This window comes from Streptomyces sp. NPDC005784 (genome assembly GCF_042871525.1).
Taxonomy (GTDB): domain Bacteria; phylum Actinomycetota; class Actinomycetes; order Streptomycetales; family Streptomycetaceae; genus Streptomyces.
On record NZ_JBIAIQ010000002.1, the window covers coordinates 361,860 to 377,713 of the forward strand.

The following is a 15,854-nucleotide window of genomic DNA, read 5'->3' on the forward strand; positions in this document are numbered from 1 at the left end:
CGTGGCTCGCGGGTCACCCGTCCGCGGCGCCACGCCGCCGACGAGGAACCGGCCGACGGCCCCCGCCTCGCGGTGCTGATCCCGGCCCACAACGAGCAGGACCGCATAGCCGCCGCCATCGACGGCCTGTGGCAGCAGACCCGGCGCCCCGACCTGATCGTGGTGGTGGCCGACAACTGCACCGACGACACCGCCGCCGTGGCCGCCGCCCACGGCGCACAGGTCTTCCACACCGAGGGCAACACCCACAAGAAGGCCGGAGCCCTCAACCAGGCCATCGCCTCGACGCTGCCCCGTCTCGACGACCACGACCTGTTGCTGGTCCAGGACGCGGACACCGTCCTGAACCCCAGGTTCGTCGAGACCGCCCTCGCCACCTTCAGCCGCGAGGTCGGCGCCGTCGGCGGCGTCTTCTACGGCGAGGCGGGCGGCGGATTCCTCGGCCAGCTCCAGCGCATGGAGTTCCACCGCTACGCCTGGGAGCTGGAACGCACCGGCGGCAAGGCCCAGGTACTCACCGGCACCGGAACGGTGTTCCGGGCCCGGGTGCTGCGCGAGGTGCGCGCCGCCCGCCTCTCCGGCCGGATCGGCGGCGGCACCAGCTACTACAGCCTGGCCTCGCTCACCGAGGACGACGAGATGACCAAGGCCGTCAAGACCCTCGGCTACCGGGCCATGTCCCCGGCCGGCTGCGCGGTCACCACCGAGGTCATGACCACCCTGCCCAAGCTGTGGCACCAGCGGCTGCGCTGGCAGCGGGGTGCCCTGGAGAACCTCCGCGACTACGGCTGGACCCGGGTCACCGCCCGCTACTTCCTGCAGCAGTTCCTCATGGGCTTCGGCGCGCTGGCCCTGTTCGTCTACCTCACCTACATGGTCGCGTACACGGTGTTGTACGGCTGGCCCGGCCTCTCGCCGTTCTGGACGGCGATCGGCCTGATCTTCTTCGTCGAGAAGACCGTCTCCGTACGCCGCGCCGGACCCCGGGCCGTTCTGGTGGCCGCGCTGCTGATCCCGGAGATGCTCTACGACATGTTCCAGCACGCCGTCTACTTCTCCTCACTGTGGGGTCTGATGCGCCGCAGCGAGGAGAAGTGGGTGGCCACGTGAGCCACCCTCCCCTTCGTCCCACCGCAAGAGCACTCCGAAATTGATGAGTGCCAGCACCGCCGGAGCGGGCGGGGCCGCGGTGGCCTCCACCGGGGGGACGTGGATGAACAGCATGGCGCTGGTCGTGGCGGCCACCACGCTGGTGGCGGCCACGATGGCCATGTACAAACTTGCACGGTGGACGCGCCGCCACTGAGCCGCCGGGCACGCCGGGCCATTACATGCCCCGTGCCCGTAAGGAACCCCGAACCCACGCGCCCTGGCCGTCAGACGCCCTGAGTTGTCGTCAGACGTTCCGGACGGTGACCGCCGCGGTCCGGTCGGCCGGGGTGTGAACGTGTTCGGTCGGGGCGGGCGTCAGTCCAGGGCATGGCCCGTCGTGGCGTCCACGTGGGTGGGGATCTCGTCGTGGCGGTCGCCGACGGTGAGGGTGCCGGTGGGTTCGAAGAGGAGGATCGCCGCGCCGCCGGGGGCGGACGGCTTGTGCTCGGTTCCGCGCGGGACCGTGCAGACGGAACCCTTGGGAAGCACGACGGTCCGCTCGCCGGCCGGCTTCCGGAGCGCGATGGTCAACTCGCCCTCCAGAACCAGGAAGAACTCGTCCGTGTGGTCGTGCACGTGCCAGACATGCTCGCCCTCGACCTTCGCGACGCGCACGTCGTAGTCGTTGACGGCGGTGACGATGCGGGGACTCCACAGGTCGGTGAAGGAGGCGAGGGCGGCGGAGAGCGAGACGGGTTCGCCGCGTCGGGCGGATTCGCTGGTCATGCGCTCATCCTCGGCACTCCGCTGCGTGCCCGCGAGTGCTAGAAATCGCGTATGCCGCAAGGATCCTCGCACCCTCCCGTCTCCCGGGAACCCTCCCCCTCGCGCGGACAGGGAGGACGGGGAAGACAGGAAGAGCCGTCGCGTCGGCCGCATCGCGTCGCCGTGATCGTCGACGAGGGCACGAATCCGTTCGAAGTCGGCGTCGCGACGGAGCTGTTCGGGCTTCCCCGGCCCGAGTTGGGGCGACCGGAGCCGCTCTACGAACTGATCCTGTGCACCCCCACGCCCGGCGTCCGGATGAACCACGGGTTCTTCACCCTGAGCGGAGTACCCGGACTCGACGCGGTGGACGACGCCGACACCCTCGTCGTCCCCGGCCGGCCCGACAACGTCGTACCGCGCCGGGCCGTCGTCCTGGACGCCATCCGGCGCGGCCACGCGCGCGGGGCCCGGGTGGTGAGCTTCTGCACCGGAACCTTCGCGCTCGCCGAGGCGGGACTGCTCGACGGGCGGCGGGCCACCACCCACTGGCGGTGGACGAACCTCTTCCGGGAGATCCATCCGAAGGTGCTGCTGGATCCGGACGTGCTCTTCGTGGACGAGGGGGACGTGCTGACGGCGGCGGGCAGCGCGGCCGCGCTCGATCTCGGGCTGCACCTCGTACGGCGGGACCACGGCGCGGAGATCGCCAACGCGGTGTCGCGCCGGCTGGTCTTCGCCGCGCACCGGGACGGGGGCCAGCGCCAGTTCGTACAGCGCCCGCTGCCCGACGTGACGGACGAGTCGCTGGCACCCCTGCTGGCCTGGGCACAGGAGCGGCTCGGTGAGCCGCTGACGGTCGGCGACCTGGCGGCGCGCGCCGCGGTCAGCCCGGCGACGCTCCACCGCCGCTTCCGCGCCCAGCTCGGCACGACACCGCTGGCGTGGCTGACGGCGGAGCGGGTGGCGCTGGCCTGCCGGCTCATCGAGCGCGGCGAGGTCCGGCTCGACGTGGTGGCGGACCGGAGCGGGCTCGGGACCGCCGCGAACCTGCGCGAGCGGGTGCGCCGGGCGACCGGACTCAGCCCGTCGGCCTACCGGCGGCGTTTCGGACCGCCCACCGGGGAACCGGTGATGGCATGAGATACCTCGTACGCGACCGGCTGCTCGGTTTCGGTGACGACTACTGGATCGAGGACGACCACGGCAACAAGGTCTTCCTCGTCGACGGCAAGGCCATGCGGCTGCGGGACACCTTCGAGCTGAAGGACACCGGCGGACGCGTCCTGATCGACATCCACCAGAAGATGCTCGCGCTGCGCGACACGATGATCATCGAGCGGGACGGCGACCCGCTCGCGACCATCAAGCGCAAACGTCTGTCCCTGCTCCGCAATCACTATCGGGTGTCCCTGGTCGACGGCACCGAACTCGACGTCAGCGGCAAGATCCTCGACCGTGAGTTCGCCGTCGACTACGACAACGAACTCCTCGCCCAGATCTCCCGCCGATGGCTCCACATCCGCGACACGTACGGCGTCGACGTCGTACGGGAGGACGCCGATCCGGCGTTGCTGATCGCGGTGGCGGTGTGCGTGATCCATCTGGCGGAGAAGGAACGGGGGGACGACTGACAGCGGCGACTCGACTGACAGCGGCGGCCGACAGGGGCGGCCGACAGCAGACGGTCGACGGCAGGCGGCCGGCAGCGCGGCAGGGGCCGGCAGCGGGGACGTCCGGCCGCGCGGGTGGGCCGGGTCCCTGCCGCCCGTCAGCGGCGGGGAGTCTCCAGGCCCAACAGGCGGTCCTTCAGGGCCGGGAACTGTTCCCGCGTCGTCGCGACCTTCGCCGGGTCGAAGTCCACCGTGAGGATCTCCTCGTCCGAGCCCGCCTCGGCGAGGACCTCGCCCCACGGGTCCACCACGATCGAGTGACCGGCCTGGGGAACTCCCGCGTGCGTACCGGCCGTTCCGCAGGCGAGGACGTACGCCTGGTTCTCGACGGCGCGTGCCTGTGCGAGCAGGGTCCAGTGGGAGCGGCGGCGCTCGGGCCAGCCGGCCGGGAGGACGAAGGTCTGCGCCCCCGCGTCGACGAGCCCGCGGAAGAGCTCGGGGAACCGGAGGTCGTAGCAGGTGGCCACACCGAGGACGGTCTCCGGCAGCCGCACGGTCACCAGTTCGGTGCCCGCGCCCATCAGCACGGCCTCGCCCTGGTCGAAGCCGAAGCGGTGGATCTTGCGGTAGGCGGCGACGAGTTCGCCTGCGGGGGAGTAGACCAGGGAGGTGTTGTAGAGGGGTGCCTCGGAGGCGGACGCGGAGGCGGACGCGGAGGAAGAGCGGGCCTCGGACGCGGCGCGCTCGGGGATCGAGCCCGCGTGCAGCCACACGCCCGCGTCGCTCGCCGCCTTGCTCATCGCCTCGTGAGTCGGCCCGTCGAGCGGTTCGGCCTGCGCTCCGAACTCCTCGTAGGCGAAGGCCCCGGTGGTCCACAGCTCGGGGAGCACGACGAGATCGACTCCGGCTTGATCACGTACCAGATCTGCCACACGGCGTCTGCGGGCTGCGACCGATTCGTCGTCGTTTACGTCGATCTGGAGGAGCGAGGCGCGCACACTACCACCGTCCTGGCATTCGAGCCGTCGATACGGGCCTACGATCGTCACACGAAAGCACTGCCGGGGTGCCTCACAGCAGCGTAACTTAGCGTCCCAAGACACCCGCTGCCTGTGCACTGCCCGCGTCCAACCGCCCGAGGGGTCCCGTTCCGTGAGTCTGCATCCGAGTCTTCAGTCCTACGCCGACGCCTGGGCCCACTCGATCGAAGCTATATCCGAGCTGGTGCAGCCGCTTGTGGAGGGCGAGTGGAACCGGCGGACTCCGTGTCCCGGCTGGTCGGTCCGCGACATCATCTCGCATGTCATCGGGCTGGACTGCGAGATGCTCGGTGATCCCCGGCCGATCCACACGCTTCCCCGCGATCTCTACCACGTGACGAACGAACACCAGCGGTACATGGAGATGCAGGTCGACGTGCGCCGCCACCACACGGCGCCGGAGATGACCTCCGAGCTGGAGTACACGGTCATCCGTCGCAACCGGCAGCTGCGGAACGAGTCGCGGCAGCCCGACGCCAAGGTGCGCGGTCCTCTCGGCACCGAGGTGACCCTCGAACAGGCGATGCGCAACCGCGCGTTCGACGTGTGGGTGCACGAGCAGGACCTGCGGTACACGCTGGGCCGGCCGGGGAACCTCGACTCCCCCGGTTCGCAGATCGTGCGGGACGAGTTGCTGGCCGCGCTGCCGAAGGTCGTCGCCAAGGACGCGGGGGCGCCGGCGAACTCCGCGGTCGTCTTCGACGTGCACGGTCCGGTCGAGTTCCTCCGTACCGTCCGCATCGACGCCGACGGACGCGGATCGATAAACGGTTCGCCCTCCCTCGGTCCCGCCGCGAGCCTCGCGCTCGACTGGGAGACCTTCGTCCGGCTCGCCTGCGGCCGCGTCCACGCCGACGCCGTGTCCGACCGCATCAAGACCGAGGGCGACCCGGAGCTGACGGCGGCAATCCTGCGCAATTTCACCGTCACGCCGTAACGGGGCCGGGCGGGGCGGTCCCCCGCCCCTCCACCTCGCTCCACCGTTCCCGTATCCGGGAACGTTTCGCTTCCGGCGCCCCGGGTGCCTTCCAGGATCCGGGACCGTACCCGTGTCCGAGGACCTTCCGTGTACGGGGCCTGTCCTGTGCGCGGCCCCGTCCCACACAGCCCGGTCCCCTCCCGTGTCCGGGGCCGTCCCGAATCCGGGGCGCCGTCGGCCGGGACCTTCCGCGTCACGCCGACGCGTCTCTCGGCAGTCGCCGGACGGGCGAGGGCCTTCCGGCGCGCCCGGACGGCAGGGGCGGCTCGGCCCCTCCGGCGTTCGTGGAGCGGGTCCGGGCCGAAGGCGAACGCCCGGGTCGGGACAGCCGACGGGGGCCGGTGGCAGCGGGCGGCATGCCCCCGGCGGCTACGCCGGTACGTGCACCGTTTCCACCCGGCTGGCCACCAGCCGCTCCCTCTCCCGGCGGGCCGCCTGCTTCCGCAGCCGGAAGATCTGGCTCAGTCCGACCGCCTGGAGCACGAACACGGCGGCGAAGGCGATGCGGTAGTTGTCGTCGGTGGCGTCGAGCAGCACGCCGATGGCCAGCAGTGTCGTCATCGAGGCGACGAAACCACCCATGTTGGTGATCCCGGACGCGGTCCCCTGACGTTCCGGCGGATTCGCAGGCCGCGCGAAGTCGAAGCCGAGCATCGAGGCCGGCCCGCAGGCCCCGAGCACGGTGCACAGCACGACCAGCACCCACATCGGCGCGTGTTCGCCGGGGTACACCAGCACCCCCGCCCACACGAGCGCCGTCGCCGCGACCGTGCCCAGCGCCAGCGGCAGCCGCGCGGTGTGGTGCCGGGCGACGATCTGCCCGTACACCAGCCCGACGACCATGTTGGACAGGACGACGAGCGTCAGCAGTTCACCGGCCGTGGCCCGCGAGAGACCCTGTGCCTGGACGAGGAACGGCATCCCCCACAGCAGCAGGAACACCATCGCCGGGAACTGCGTGGTGAAGTGCACCCACAGACCGAGCCGGGTGCCGGGTTCCCGCCAGGACGCGGCGATCTGCCGGCGGACGTACGCGGCGCCCCGGTGCGGGAACGGCTCCGGCTCATGCCCCTCGGGATGGTCCTTCAGGAACAGCAGCAGGAGGACGAGGACGAGCACTCCGGCACCGGCGCTGCCGGCGAACGCGGCCGTCCAGCCCATCCCGTGCAGCAGCCGGGCGATCACGAGCGTCGAGACGAGGTTGCCCGCCATGCCGACCAGGCCCGCGAACTGCGCGACGAGGGGTCCGCGCCGGGCGGGGAACCACCGCGTGCCGAGCCGCAGCACGCTGATGAACGTCATCGCGTCACCGCAGCCCAGCAGGGCGCGCGAGGCGAGCGCCATGCCGTACGACGCGGAGAACGCGAAGCCCAGTTGCCCCGCAGTGAACAGCACCACGCCGATGGTCAGCACCTTCTTGGTGCCGAGCCGGTCGACCAGCAGCCCGACCGGTATCTGCATGCCCGCGTACACGAGGAGTTGGAGGATCGAGAAGGTGGACAGGGCGGACGCGCCCACGTGGAAACGGTCCGCGGCGTCGAGTCCGGCCACCCCCAGTGACGTACGGAAGATGACCGCGACGAAGTAGACCGAGACGCCGATGCCCCAAACGGCGATCGCGCGCCGGCCGCCGGGCGGATCGCCGGGCAGCGTGGCCGAGGAGCTCATCGGACCTCGCCCCGCGCCAGGTTGGAGAACCAGCTGACGTGTCCGTGGATGAGGCCGACGACTGCGTCGGCGTCGCCGGAGCGCAAGGCCTGGAGGATCTGTTCGTGCTCGACGAGCGTCTTGGTGATCCGGTCGGGGTGCGCGTGCATGACGGCGACTCCCATCCTCAACTGCCGGTCGCGGAGCTGGTCGTAGAGCCGGGAGAGGATCTCGTTGCCACCACTGCGGACGATCTCGGCGTGGAAGCAGCGGTCGGTGACGGCGGCGGCGGCCAGGTCTCCGGCGGCGGCCTGCTCCTTCTGCTGGGCGAGCAGTTCTTCGAGGCGGGCCAGGAGCTGCGGCGACGCCGGTACGGCCTTGCGCGCGGCGTGCTCCTCGACGAGCTGGCGGGTCTCGACCACGTCCGCGATCTCCTGGGCGGAGACCGGCAGGACGAGCGCGCCCTTCTTCGGATAGAGCCTGATCAGTCCTTCGGCTTCCAGCCGGAGCAGCGCCTCACGGACCGGGGTGCGCGAGACGCCCACCGCGTCGGCGAGTTCGCCCTCGGTGAGCAGGGACCCGCCCTCGTAACGGCGCTCCAGGACACCCTGTTTGACGTGTGCGTAGACGCGGTCGGCGGCGGGCGGCTGCTTCACGGAAGGCCGCATCGGCGCGGGTGGGGCTGAAGGCATGCGCACATCATAGATACAACACGTACGCATGCCCGGAGGCATTTCAGCATGCGGACCCCAACTGCCCCCAGGTGTAACCCAGGTCACATGAATTCCACTCGTTCGCCGTACATCCCTTTACCCGCCCCGCGAGTCCGAACGTGAGACGGCACTTCCATGTGCCGCTCTCCCAGGGGCATTTCGCGCATACGGAGCGTTCATTTTGATTACCGGCATTAAGGGCACGCGTTTCCGCAGGGCCGCCGCTGTGACCCTCACGACCGGCGCCGTGCTGGCAGCCGGAGCCTTCGGCGCCGCGCCCGCGGGTGCGGTCGCCACGCCTACGATCGCCGCCAAGGGCGGCTACGTCATGAACAATGGCACCGGCACGACCCTCTACACCAAGGCAGCGGACACCGCGCTGTCCACCGGCTCCACCACGAAGATCCTGACGGCCAAGGTGGTGCTGTCCCAGCCGAACCTGAACCTGGACGCCAAGGTCACGGTCCAGAAGGCGTACAGCGACTACATCGTCGCCAACACCGCCTCCTCGGCCCACCTGATCGTCGGTGACAAGGTCACCGTCCGTCAGCTCCTCTACGGTCTGATGCTGCCGTCCGGCTGCGACGCCGCCTACGCGCTCGCCGACAAGTTCGGCTCGGGCACGACGCGCGCCGCCCGCGTGAAGTCGTTCATCGGCAAGATGAACACCACCGCGCACAGCCTCGGCATGACGCACTCCAAGTTCGACTCGTTCGACGGCATCGGCAACGGCAACAACTACTCGACGCCGCGCGACCTGACGAAGCTCGCCAGCAGCGCCATGAAGAGCACCACGTTCAAGACGGTCGTCAAGACCGTCAGCACCAAGCAGAAGGTGACGACCGCGAGTGGCGGCTACCGCTACTACACGTGGGAGAACACCAACAAGCCTCTGCTGAACGGCTACAGCGGCACGATCGGCATCAAGACCGGCTCGGGCCCCGAGGCGAAGTACTGCCTCGTCTTCGCCGCGACCCGTAACGGCAAGACGGTCATCGGCACGGTGCTCGCCTCCACGTCGATCACCGCTCGTACGTCGGACGCCACGAAGCTCATGAACTACGCGTTCGCCCGGTAAGACGTGCGAACAAAAAAGAGGGGCCTGCCGGGCGGTGCGCGGCGGGCCCCTCTCGTGTCGCGGGCCGACCGGAAACCCGGCTCGACCACGCCGAGGGCGCCTCTTCCCCTACGTACGGGAAGAGGCGCCCTCGGCGTATACGGAATCACTTCCGGGCGGCCGGCGGGACTCGCGTCCCTCCGGCCGGTCGGCTCACGCCCAGGTGATCAGCCGCTTGGGCTGCTCCAGGACGGCCGCGGTGTCGGCGAGGACCCTGGAGCCGAGCTCGCCGTCGACCAGGCGGTGGTCGAAGGAGAGCGCCAGCGTCGTGACCTGACGGGGCTTGACCTTGCCCTTGTGGACCCAGGGCTGGAGCTTGATCGCGCCCACCGCGAGGATCGCGGACTCGCCGGGGTTCAGGATCGGCGTGCCCGTGTCGACGCCGAAGACGCCGACGTTGGTGATCGTCACCGTGCCGCCCTGCATCGCGGCGGGCGAGGTCTTGCCCTCGCGGGCCGTGGCCACCAGTTCGCCCAGCGACTCGGCCAGCTGCGGCAGGGTCTTGGTGTGGGCGTCCTTGATGTTCGGCACGATCAGGCCACGGGGGGTGGCGGCGGCGATGCCCAGATTCACGTAGTGCTTCTGGACGATCTCCTGGTTGGCCTCGTCCCAGGACGCGTTGACGGCCGGGTTGCGCTTGATCGCGACCAGCAGTGCCTTGGCGACCAGCAGCAGCGGATTGACCCGCAGCCCCTGCATGTCCTTGTCCTGCTTGAGTTCCTCGACCAGGCGCATCGTGCGCGTCACGTCGAGCGTCACGAACTCGGTGACGTGCGGCGCGGTGAACGCCGAGCCCACCATCGCGGTGGCGATCGCCTTGCGGACACCCTTGACCGGGATCCGGGTCTCCCGCGCGCCGTCGTACGACGCGGCCGGGGCCGGGACCTGCGGCTGGACGGAGGCCGGGGCCTGCGGAGCCGGGGCCGGGACGGCGACCGGAGCGGGAGCGGGTGCCTGCGCCGGGGCCGCCGCCGCGTGCACGTCCTCCCGCGTGATGATGCCGTCGGGGCCCGACGGGGTGACCGTCGCCAGGTCGACCCCGAGGTCCTTGGCGAGCTTGCGGACCGGGGGCTTGGCGAGGGGCCGCTGCCCGCCCGCGGGACCGTGGCCGTTGAGCTCGCCCTGGATGGCGGTGGCCGCGTAGAGCGTCTCGCTCTGCTGGGCCGGGACCTCGGCGCCCTTGCGGGGGCGCCGCTTGGTGGAGGACTCCGCCACGCCGTACCCGACGAGGACCGGCGTGCGGCCCTCGGGCTTGGCCTCCTCGGCGGGAGCCGCCTCCGCCACCGGAGCGGCAGGAGCGGCAGGAGCGGCAGGTGCGGCAGGTGCGGCAGGTGCCTGCCCGGCGGCCGGGGCCGCCTGCGCGGGCGCCGTGCCACCGGACACGTCCACCGCGATGATCACCTGGCCGACGTCCACCGTCGTGCCCTCGGGGAAGTGGAGCGCGGCCACCACACCGGTGAACGGGATCGGCAGTTCGACCGCGGCCTTGGCGGTCTCGACCTCGCAGACCACCTGGCCGTCGGTGACCGTGTCACCGGGCTGGACGTACCACTTGAGGATCTCCGCCTCGGTGAGTCCCTCGCCCACGTCGGGCATCTTGAACTCGCGGAGTCCCGACGCGTTCTCAGTCATCGTCGTCACGACTCTCTCCTCAGTACGCCAGCGAGCGGTCGACGGCGTCGAGCACGCGGTCCAGGCCCGGAAGGTACTCGTCCTCCAGGCGGGCCGGCGGATACGGGGCGTGATAGCCGCCGACCCGCAGGACGGGCGCCTCCAGGTGGTAGAAGCACCGCTCGGTGATACGGGCCGCGATCTCCGCGCCCGTCCCGAGGAACACCGGGGCCTCGTGCACCACGACCAGGCGGCGGGTCTTCTCGACCGAGGCCTGGATGGAGTCGAAGTCGATCGGCGACATCGAGCGCAGGTCCAGGACCTCGATCGACTTGCCCTCCTCCTGGGCGGCCGCGGCGGCCTCCAGGCAGACCTTCACCATCGGGCCGTACGCGACCAGGGTGAGGTCGCTGCCCTCGCGCGCCACCCGCGCCTTGTGCAGCGGACCGGGGATGGCGTCCTTGTTGACCTCGGCCTTGTCCCAGTAGCGCCGCTTGGGCTCGAAGAAGATCACCGGGTCGTCGCTCTGGATGGCCTGCTGCATCATCCAGTAGGCGTCGCCGGCGTTCGACGGGGAGACCACTTTCAGGCCCGCCACGTGCGCGAAGAGCGCCTCGGGGGACTCCGAGTGGTGCTCGACGGCGCCGATGCCGCCGCCGTACGGGATGCGGATGACGACCGGGAGCTTGATCTTGCCCAGCGCCCGCGCGTGCATCTTCGCGAGCTGGGTGACGATCTGGTCGTACGCCGGGAAGACGAATCCGTCGAACTGGATCTCCACGACGGGGCGGTAGCCACGCAGGGCCAGGCCGATCGCGGTGCCGACGATGCCCGACTCGGCGAGCGGGGTATCGATGACCCGCTCCTCGCCGAAGTCCTTCTGGAGCCCGTCGGTGACCCGGAAGACACCGCCGAGCTTGCCGACGTCCTCGCCCATGATGAGGACCTTGGGGTCGGCGTCGAGAGCCGTCCGCAGCGATTCGTTGATCGCCTTGGCCAGCGCCATCTTTTCCGTCGCCATGGCTACTTGCCCTCCCCTGCGTCCGCGAACGACGCCTGGTAGGCGGCGAACTGGGCGCGCTCCTCGTCGACGAGCGCGTGCCCGTCCGCGTACACGTTCTCGAAGATGGCGAATTTGTCCGGGTCAGGCATGGCCCGTACGACTTCACGCACCCGCTTGCCCAACGCTTCGCTCTCGGTCTCGAGTTCCGCGAAGAACGTTTCGTCGGCGTACTTCGCGGCCTCCAGGTAGGCGCGCAGGCGCAGGATCGGGTCCTTCGCCTCCCACGCCTCGCGCTCCTCGTCGGCCCGGTACTTGGTCGGGTCGTCGGAGGTGGTGTGCGCGCCCATGCGGTAGGTGTACGCCTCCACCAGGGTGGGGCCCTCGCCGTTACGGGCCCGCTCCAGCGCCCAGCGGGTCACCGCGAGGCTGGCGAGCACGTCGTTGCCGTCCACGCGCACGCCGGGGAAGCCGAAGCCCTGCGCGCGCTGGTAGAGCGGCACGCGCATCTGGCGCTCGGTCGGCTCGGAGATCGCCCACTGGTTGTTCTGGCAGAAGAACACCACGGGAGCGTTGTAGACCGCCCCGAAGTTGAAGGCTTCCAGGACGTCGCCCTGGCTGGAGGCGCCGTCACCGAAGTACGCGATCACGGCCGAGTCGGCGCCGTCCTTGGCGATGCCCATGGCATAGCCGGTGGCGTGCAGCGTCTGCGAGCCGATGACGATCGTGTACAGGTGGAAGTTGTTGCCGTTCGGGTCCCAGCCGCCGTTGTTCACACCCCGGAACATGCCGAGCAGGTTGGTCGGGTCGACCCCGCGGCACCAGGCGACGCCGTGCTCGCGGTAGGTCGGGAAGACGTAGTCGTCGTCGCGGGTGGCCCGGCCCGAGCCGATCTGCGCGGCCTCCTGGCCGAGCATCGAGGCCCACAGGCCCAGCTCGCCCTGGCGCTGCAGGGAGGTGGCCTCCGCGTCGAAGCGGCGGCTCAGGACCATGTCCCGGTACAGGCCGCGCAGCTCCTCGGGGGTGATGTCGGCGACGTACGGGTCGTACGTGGCGTCCTTGACCCGCTTGCCTTCCGGGGTCAGCAGCTGAACGAGCTCCGGCTCGCCGCCCATCGCCCCGGGCGACTTCTTGGCGGCCGCGCCGGCGCTCCTGCTCGCGGCGGTCTTGGTACCGGTCGTACTGGCGCTCGCTGCGCTCTTCGTACCGGCGCTGCGTCGCGGCTTGCGCGCGGCAGTGCTCTCCACGGTCACGTGTGCTCCTCCGTCGGTCCGGCCCCCGGGGTTGCCGGAAGGCTGGGGTCCCCCTCGCTCGCGGTTTGAGCTCGGGGGAGCGGCTCGCCTGTTCCGGCACCCGTGCACGGGGTGGGTGCCACTCGGCCGGGAACAGGCGTGACAGGTGCCCCGGCGAGCGCCCTGCAACAGTCACGTTACCCAGTGCTTCACAATTCTGTGAAACCCCTCCTGACCTGCGATTTTGCTAGGAAATCCAAGTACTTGGATACGTGGATTTCCTACTAGATCGAGCAGATCGGGAACACTCGCTGGTCACAGCACTGGTCACAGCCTTGCAGGGGGCCGGAACACCGGCACGTTATCCCGGCCACCCCGGACTCGGGAAGAGTTCACCTGGAGCAATGCGCATGATCATGTGTGACACTGACAGCGTGCGTGAAATCGGGAAAATCACCGTATTCCTGCTCGATGACCACGAAGTGGTCCGCCGCGGAGTCCACGAACTGCTCTCGGTCGAGGACGACATCGAAGTGGTCGGGGAGGCCGGTACGGCGGCCGACGCACTGGTCCGGATCCCGGCCACCCGCCCGGACGTGGCCATCCTGGACGTACGCCTCCCGGACGGCAGCGGCGTGGAGGTCTGCCGCGAGATCCGCTCCGCGGACGAGGACATCAAGTGCCTGATGCTGACCTCGTACGTCGACGACGAGGCCCTGTTCGACGCGATCATGGCGGGCGCTTCGGGCTATGTCCTCAAAGCCATCCGCGGCAATGAGCTGCTCGCGGCCGTACGGGACGTCGCGGCCGGAAAGTCCCTGCTCGACCCGGTGGCCACCGCGCGTGTCCTGGAGCGGCTACGGGAGGGCGGCGGCCCCGGGGGCGACGACCGGCTCACCCGCCTCACCGACCAGGAGCGCAAGATCCTCGACCTGATCGGCGAGGGGCTCACCAATCGCCTGATCGGAGAGCGACTGCACCTCGCCGAAAAGACGATCAAGAATTACGTGTCGAGCCTGCTCTCCAAACTGGGAATGCAACGCCGGTCGCAGGCGGCGGCCTATGTGGCGCGCATCCAGGCGGAACAGCAGCACCACTGACGCCGAACACCACTGGCACCGAACACCACTGACACCGCGCAGTATTGACATCGACCACCGGGCGGCGCCGGCACGGCCCGTGACGCACCGGACGCCCCAACGCCACGCGCGCGTGAAGCCCGTTGTGGGCCCCCGCGCGCGTGGAAGGTGTGCTCTTCGGATCCGTTCGGACCCTGCCGAATCGGGTCAGCCCACGTCTCCCGCGGCGGGAGACTCGGTGCCGCCGCCCGCCGGATCGCTGGACGTCGGCTCCGACGTCGGCGTGGTCGGTTCGTCCGTCGGGGCGGCCGTGGTCGGCTTCGTCTTCGTCGGCTGGTCGGTCGGCTCGTACGACGGCGGCTGGCTGGTGACGCTCCGGGTCGGCTCGTACGACGGGGTGTAGTCCGTGCCGTCGCCGGTGTTGGTCGAGTCGTCCGAGGTGCCGTCCGTTGACTGGTCCGTGGCCGCGTCGGTGGGCTGCTCGGTGGAGTCGTCGCTCTTTTTGGAGTGCGTGGCGGTCGGCGAATGCGTGGTGCCGGTCCCCGAACCTGTGCCGTTGCCCATGTTGTGGAGCGCGAGCCCGACACCTCCGGCGATAGCGATCAGTGCGAAGAGCGCGAGGATCCACAGCTTGCCGCCGCCTCCGCCCCGGTTGCCGTGGCCCTCGAAGCCGCCGTCGTCACCGCCGCCCCGGTAGGGCGGGATGAGCGGCGCCGGGATCTGCGTGGTTCCGGAGTCACCGGGGTGCGGCAGCGCGGCCGTACCGGCGAAACCGGACGCCGGGGTGTGCAGCCCCTCGTGCAGGGTGACCGGACCGGTGTTCCAGGTGCCGGTGTGACTGCCCTGGTCGTACAGCATCTGCAGCGCGTACTGGACGAGGCCGCGCATCTCCTCGGCGGTCTGGAACCGGTCGTCCGGGTCCTTCGCGAGGGCGCGCATGACCAGGCCGTCGAGCTCCGGAGGCGCCCCGGCCGCGACCTCCGACGGAGGCACCGGGATGTCCTGGACGTGCTGGTAGACCACCGACAGCGGCGTCTCTCCGGTGAACGGAGGCCGCAGCGCGAGGAGTTCGTAGAGCAGACAGCCGGTCGCGTACAGGTCGGAACGGTGGTCGACGGCCTTGCCGAGCGCCTGCTCCGGGGAGAGGTACTGCGGGGTGCCCATGACCATGCCGGTCTGGGTCATCGTCGACTGCGCGCCGTGCAGGGCGCGCGCGATACCGAAGTCCATCACCTTGACCGCGCCGGTCTCCGTGATGATCACGTTCGCCGGCTTGATGTCACGGTGCACGATGCCGTGCTGGTGCGAGTAGGCGAGCGCCTCCAGCACACCGGAGACGATGATCAGCGCCTGCTCGGGCCCGGGGGCCTCGGCGTTGATCAGCAGATCGCGGATCGTGTGACCCTCGACGATCTCCATCACGATGTACGGGACGACACCGTGCCCGACCACGTCCTCGCCCGAGTCGTACACGGCGACGACCGCGTGGTGGTTGAGCCCCGCGACCGACTGTGCCTCGCGTGTGAAGCGCGCCTTGGACACGGGGTCCTCGGCCAGGTCGGAACGGAGCAGCTTGACCGCCACGGTCCGCCCCAGGCGCACGTCCTCGGCGGCGAACACCTCGGCCATACCGCCCCGGCCGAGTCTGTGCGTCAGCCGATACCGGCCGTCGCCGACCAGCCCGCCGTTACCCCACATCTCCGGCGCATCTGACATACCGCCGCCAGTCGCCTCGGGGTCGGACGGGCCCTGAGCGCGCTGCTGCTGTGCCATCAGTCCTCGCCGTCGTTTCTGCCCGCGGTCTGCGCGGTGGTTGTTACGGTCTCCGTCGGGCCACGCTACAGGCTCCGCGCATGGCGCCGGTCCGAGATGGACGTGAGATGGACCGGCCGTCCGACCCGTCGAAGGTCCGTGTGTGCCAATTCCGTGTACCGGCCGTACGCCACCTGTAACGCTTCCGCGACGC

15 protein-coding genes are annotated in these 15,854 nt (G+C 70.1%); 7 read left to right on the forward strand and 8 right to left on the reverse strand.

Going from position 1 to position 15,854, the window contains the following annotated elements:
* The first annotated feature begins 72 nt into the window (after positions 1–72).
* Both ACFYR3_RS04490 and ACFYR3_RS04495 read left to right on the forward strand, forming a co-directional pair.
* The gene (locus tag ACFYR3_RS04490) at positions 73–1,110 is read left to right on the forward strand and encodes a glycosyltransferase family 2 protein (protein WP_355846819.1); all 1,038 of its coding nucleotides are present in this window, start codon (positions 73–75) and stop codon (positions 1,108–1,110) included.
* Between the two features lie 43 nt (positions 1,111–1,153).
* Positions 1,154–1,306 (forward strand): hypothetical protein, encoded by a 153-nt coding sequence (locus ACFYR3_RS04495; RefSeq protein ID WP_355846730.1) that lies wholly within the window; start codon positions 1,154–1,156, stop codon positions 1,304–1,306.
* 161 nt (positions 1,307–1,467) lie between these two features.
* Here ACFYR3_RS04495 and ACFYR3_RS04500 read toward each other — a convergent pair whose 3' ends face one another.
* The gene (locus ACFYR3_RS04500) at positions 1,468–1,878 is read right to left on the reverse strand and encodes a cupin domain-containing protein (protein ID WP_389281442.1); all 411 of its coding nucleotides are present in this window, start codon (positions 1,876–1,878) and stop codon (positions 1,468–1,470) included.
* A 51-nt stretch (positions 1,879–1,929) separates the two neighbouring features.
* Here ACFYR3_RS04500 and ACFYR3_RS04505 point away from each other — a divergent pair, with 51 nt between their 5' ends.
* The gene (locus ACFYR3_RS04505) at positions 1,930–3,000 is read left to right on the forward strand and encodes a GlxA family transcriptional regulator (RefSeq protein WP_389281444.1); all 1,071 of its coding nucleotides are present in this window, start codon (positions 1,930–1,932) and stop codon (positions 2,998–3,000) included.
* Positions 2,997–3,491 (forward strand): LURP-one-related family protein, encoded by a 495-nt coding sequence (locus tag ACFYR3_RS04510; RefSeq protein WP_355846739.1) that lies wholly within the window; start codon positions 2,997–2,999, stop codon positions 3,489–3,491. Before ACFYR3_RS04505 ends, ACFYR3_RS04510 begins: the two co-directional genes overlap by 4 nt.
* 137 nt (positions 3,492–3,628) lie before the next feature.
* On the opposite strand, the gene ACFYR3_RS04515 is transcribed toward ACFYR3_RS04510, so the two are convergent.
* A complete protein-coding gene (locus ACFYR3_RS04515) occupies positions 3,629–4,468 on the reverse strand; it encodes a carbon-nitrogen family hydrolase (RefSeq protein WP_355846742.1) in 840 nt (279 codons plus the stop codon).
* Between the two features lie 154 nt (positions 4,469–4,622).
* Between ACFYR3_RS04515 and ACFYR3_RS04520 the strand changes: the two genes are divergently transcribed.
* The gene (locus ACFYR3_RS04520; protein WP_355846745.1) at positions 4,623–5,447 is read left to right on the forward strand and encodes a maleylpyruvate isomerase family mycothiol-dependent enzyme; all 825 of its coding nucleotides are present in this window, start codon (positions 4,623–4,625) and stop codon (positions 5,445–5,447) included.
* Positions 5,448–5,858: 411 nt separating this feature from the next.
* Here ACFYR3_RS04520 and ACFYR3_RS04525 read toward each other — a convergent pair whose 3' ends face one another.
* The gene (locus ACFYR3_RS04525; protein ID WP_356783738.1) at positions 5,859–7,157 is read right to left on the reverse strand and encodes an MFS transporter; all 1,299 of its coding nucleotides are present in this window, start codon (positions 7,155–7,157) and stop codon (positions 5,859–5,861) included.
* Positions 7,154–7,828, reverse strand: coding sequence for a GntR family transcriptional regulator (locus tag ACFYR3_RS04530; protein ID WP_355846751.1), 675 nt, complete (start codon positions 7,826–7,828; stop codon positions 7,154–7,156). Before ACFYR3_RS04530 ends, ACFYR3_RS04525 begins: the two co-directional genes overlap by 4 nt.
* A gap of 202 nt (positions 7,829–8,030) precedes the next feature.
* Between ACFYR3_RS04530 and ACFYR3_RS04535 the strand changes: the two genes are divergently transcribed.
* Positions 8,031–8,927: a serine hydrolase gene (locus ACFYR3_RS04535; protein WP_356783737.1), complete on the forward strand. Its 897-nt coding sequence runs from the start codon at positions 8,031–8,033 to the stop codon at positions 8,925–8,927.
* Between the two features lie 192 nt (positions 8,928–9,119).
* Here ACFYR3_RS04535 and ACFYR3_RS04540 read toward each other — a convergent pair whose 3' ends face one another.
* From ACFYR3_RS04540 to pdhA, 3 genes are read right to left on the reverse strand one after another with little or no spacing between them, the layout of a single operon-like run.
* Positions 9,120–10,607, reverse strand: coding sequence for a dihydrolipoamide acetyltransferase family protein (locus ACFYR3_RS04540; protein WP_389281447.1), 1,488 nt, complete (start codon positions 10,605–10,607; stop codon positions 9,120–9,122).
* A gap of 10 nt (positions 10,608–10,617) precedes the next feature.
* Positions 10,618–11,598 carry an alpha-ketoacid dehydrogenase subunit beta gene (locus tag ACFYR3_RS04545; RefSeq protein ID WP_355846760.1) on the reverse strand — a complete coding sequence of 327 codons (981 nt, stop codon included), beginning with the start codon at positions 11,596–11,598 and terminating at the stop codon, positions 10,618–10,620.
* Positions 11,599–11,600: 2 nt separating this feature from the next.
* Complete coding sequence (gene pdhA / locus ACFYR3_RS04550; RefSeq protein ID WP_355846763.1) at positions 11,601–12,830, reverse strand: pyruvate dehydrogenase (acetyl-transferring) E1 component subunit alpha; 1,230 nt, start codon at positions 12,828–12,830, stop codon at positions 11,601–11,603.
* Between the two features lie 413 nt (positions 12,831–13,243).
* Here pdhA and ACFYR3_RS04555 point away from each other — a divergent pair, with 413 nt between their 5' ends.
* Positions 13,244–13,909, forward strand: a complete 666-nt coding sequence (locus ACFYR3_RS04555) for a response regulator (RefSeq protein ID WP_389281450.1) — start codon at positions 13,244–13,246, stop codon at positions 13,907–13,909.
* Between the two features lie 186 nt (positions 13,910–14,095).
* Here the strand turns inward: ACFYR3_RS04555 and ACFYR3_RS04560 are convergent, their stop codons facing one another.
* Positions 14,096–15,661 (reverse strand): protein kinase, encoded by a 1,566-nt coding sequence (locus ACFYR3_RS04560; RefSeq protein WP_389281452.1) that lies wholly within the window; start codon positions 15,659–15,661, stop codon positions 14,096–14,098.
* Positions 15,662–15,854: the final 193 nt, after the last annotated feature.

Coding starts and splice junctions, on each gene's coding strand:
- ACFYR3_RS04525 (WP_356783738.1), bottom strand. CDS start 7,157: ATGAGCTCCTCGGCCACGCTGCCCGGCGATCCGCCCGGCGGCCGGCGC.
- ACFYR3_RS04495 (WP_355846730.1), top strand. CDS start 1,154: ATGAGTGCCAGCACCGCCGGAGCGGGCGGGGCCGCGGTGGCCTCCACC.
- ACFYR3_RS04560 (WP_389281452.1), bottom strand. CDS start 15,661: ATGGCACAGCAGCAGCGCGCTCAGGGCCCGTCCGACCCCGAGGCGACT.
- ACFYR3_RS04545 (WP_355846760.1), bottom strand. CDS start 11,598: ATGGCGACGGAAAAGATGGCGCTGGCCAAGGCGATCAACGAATCGCTG.
- ACFYR3_RS04530 (WP_355846751.1), bottom strand. CDS start 7,828: ATGCCTTCAGCCCCACCCGCGCCGATGCGGCCTTCCGTGAAGCAGCCG.
- ACFYR3_RS04510 (WP_355846739.1), top strand. CDS start 2,997: ATGAGATACCTCGTACGCGACCGGCTGCTCGGTTTCGGTGACGACTAC.
- ACFYR3_RS04505 (WP_389281444.1), top strand. CDS start 1,930: ATGCCGCAAGGATCCTCGCACCCTCCCGTCTCCCGGGAACCCTCCCCC.
- ACFYR3_RS04500 (WP_389281442.1), bottom strand. CDS start 1,878: ATGACCAGCGAATCCGCCCGACGCGGCGAACCCGTCTCGCTCTCCGCC.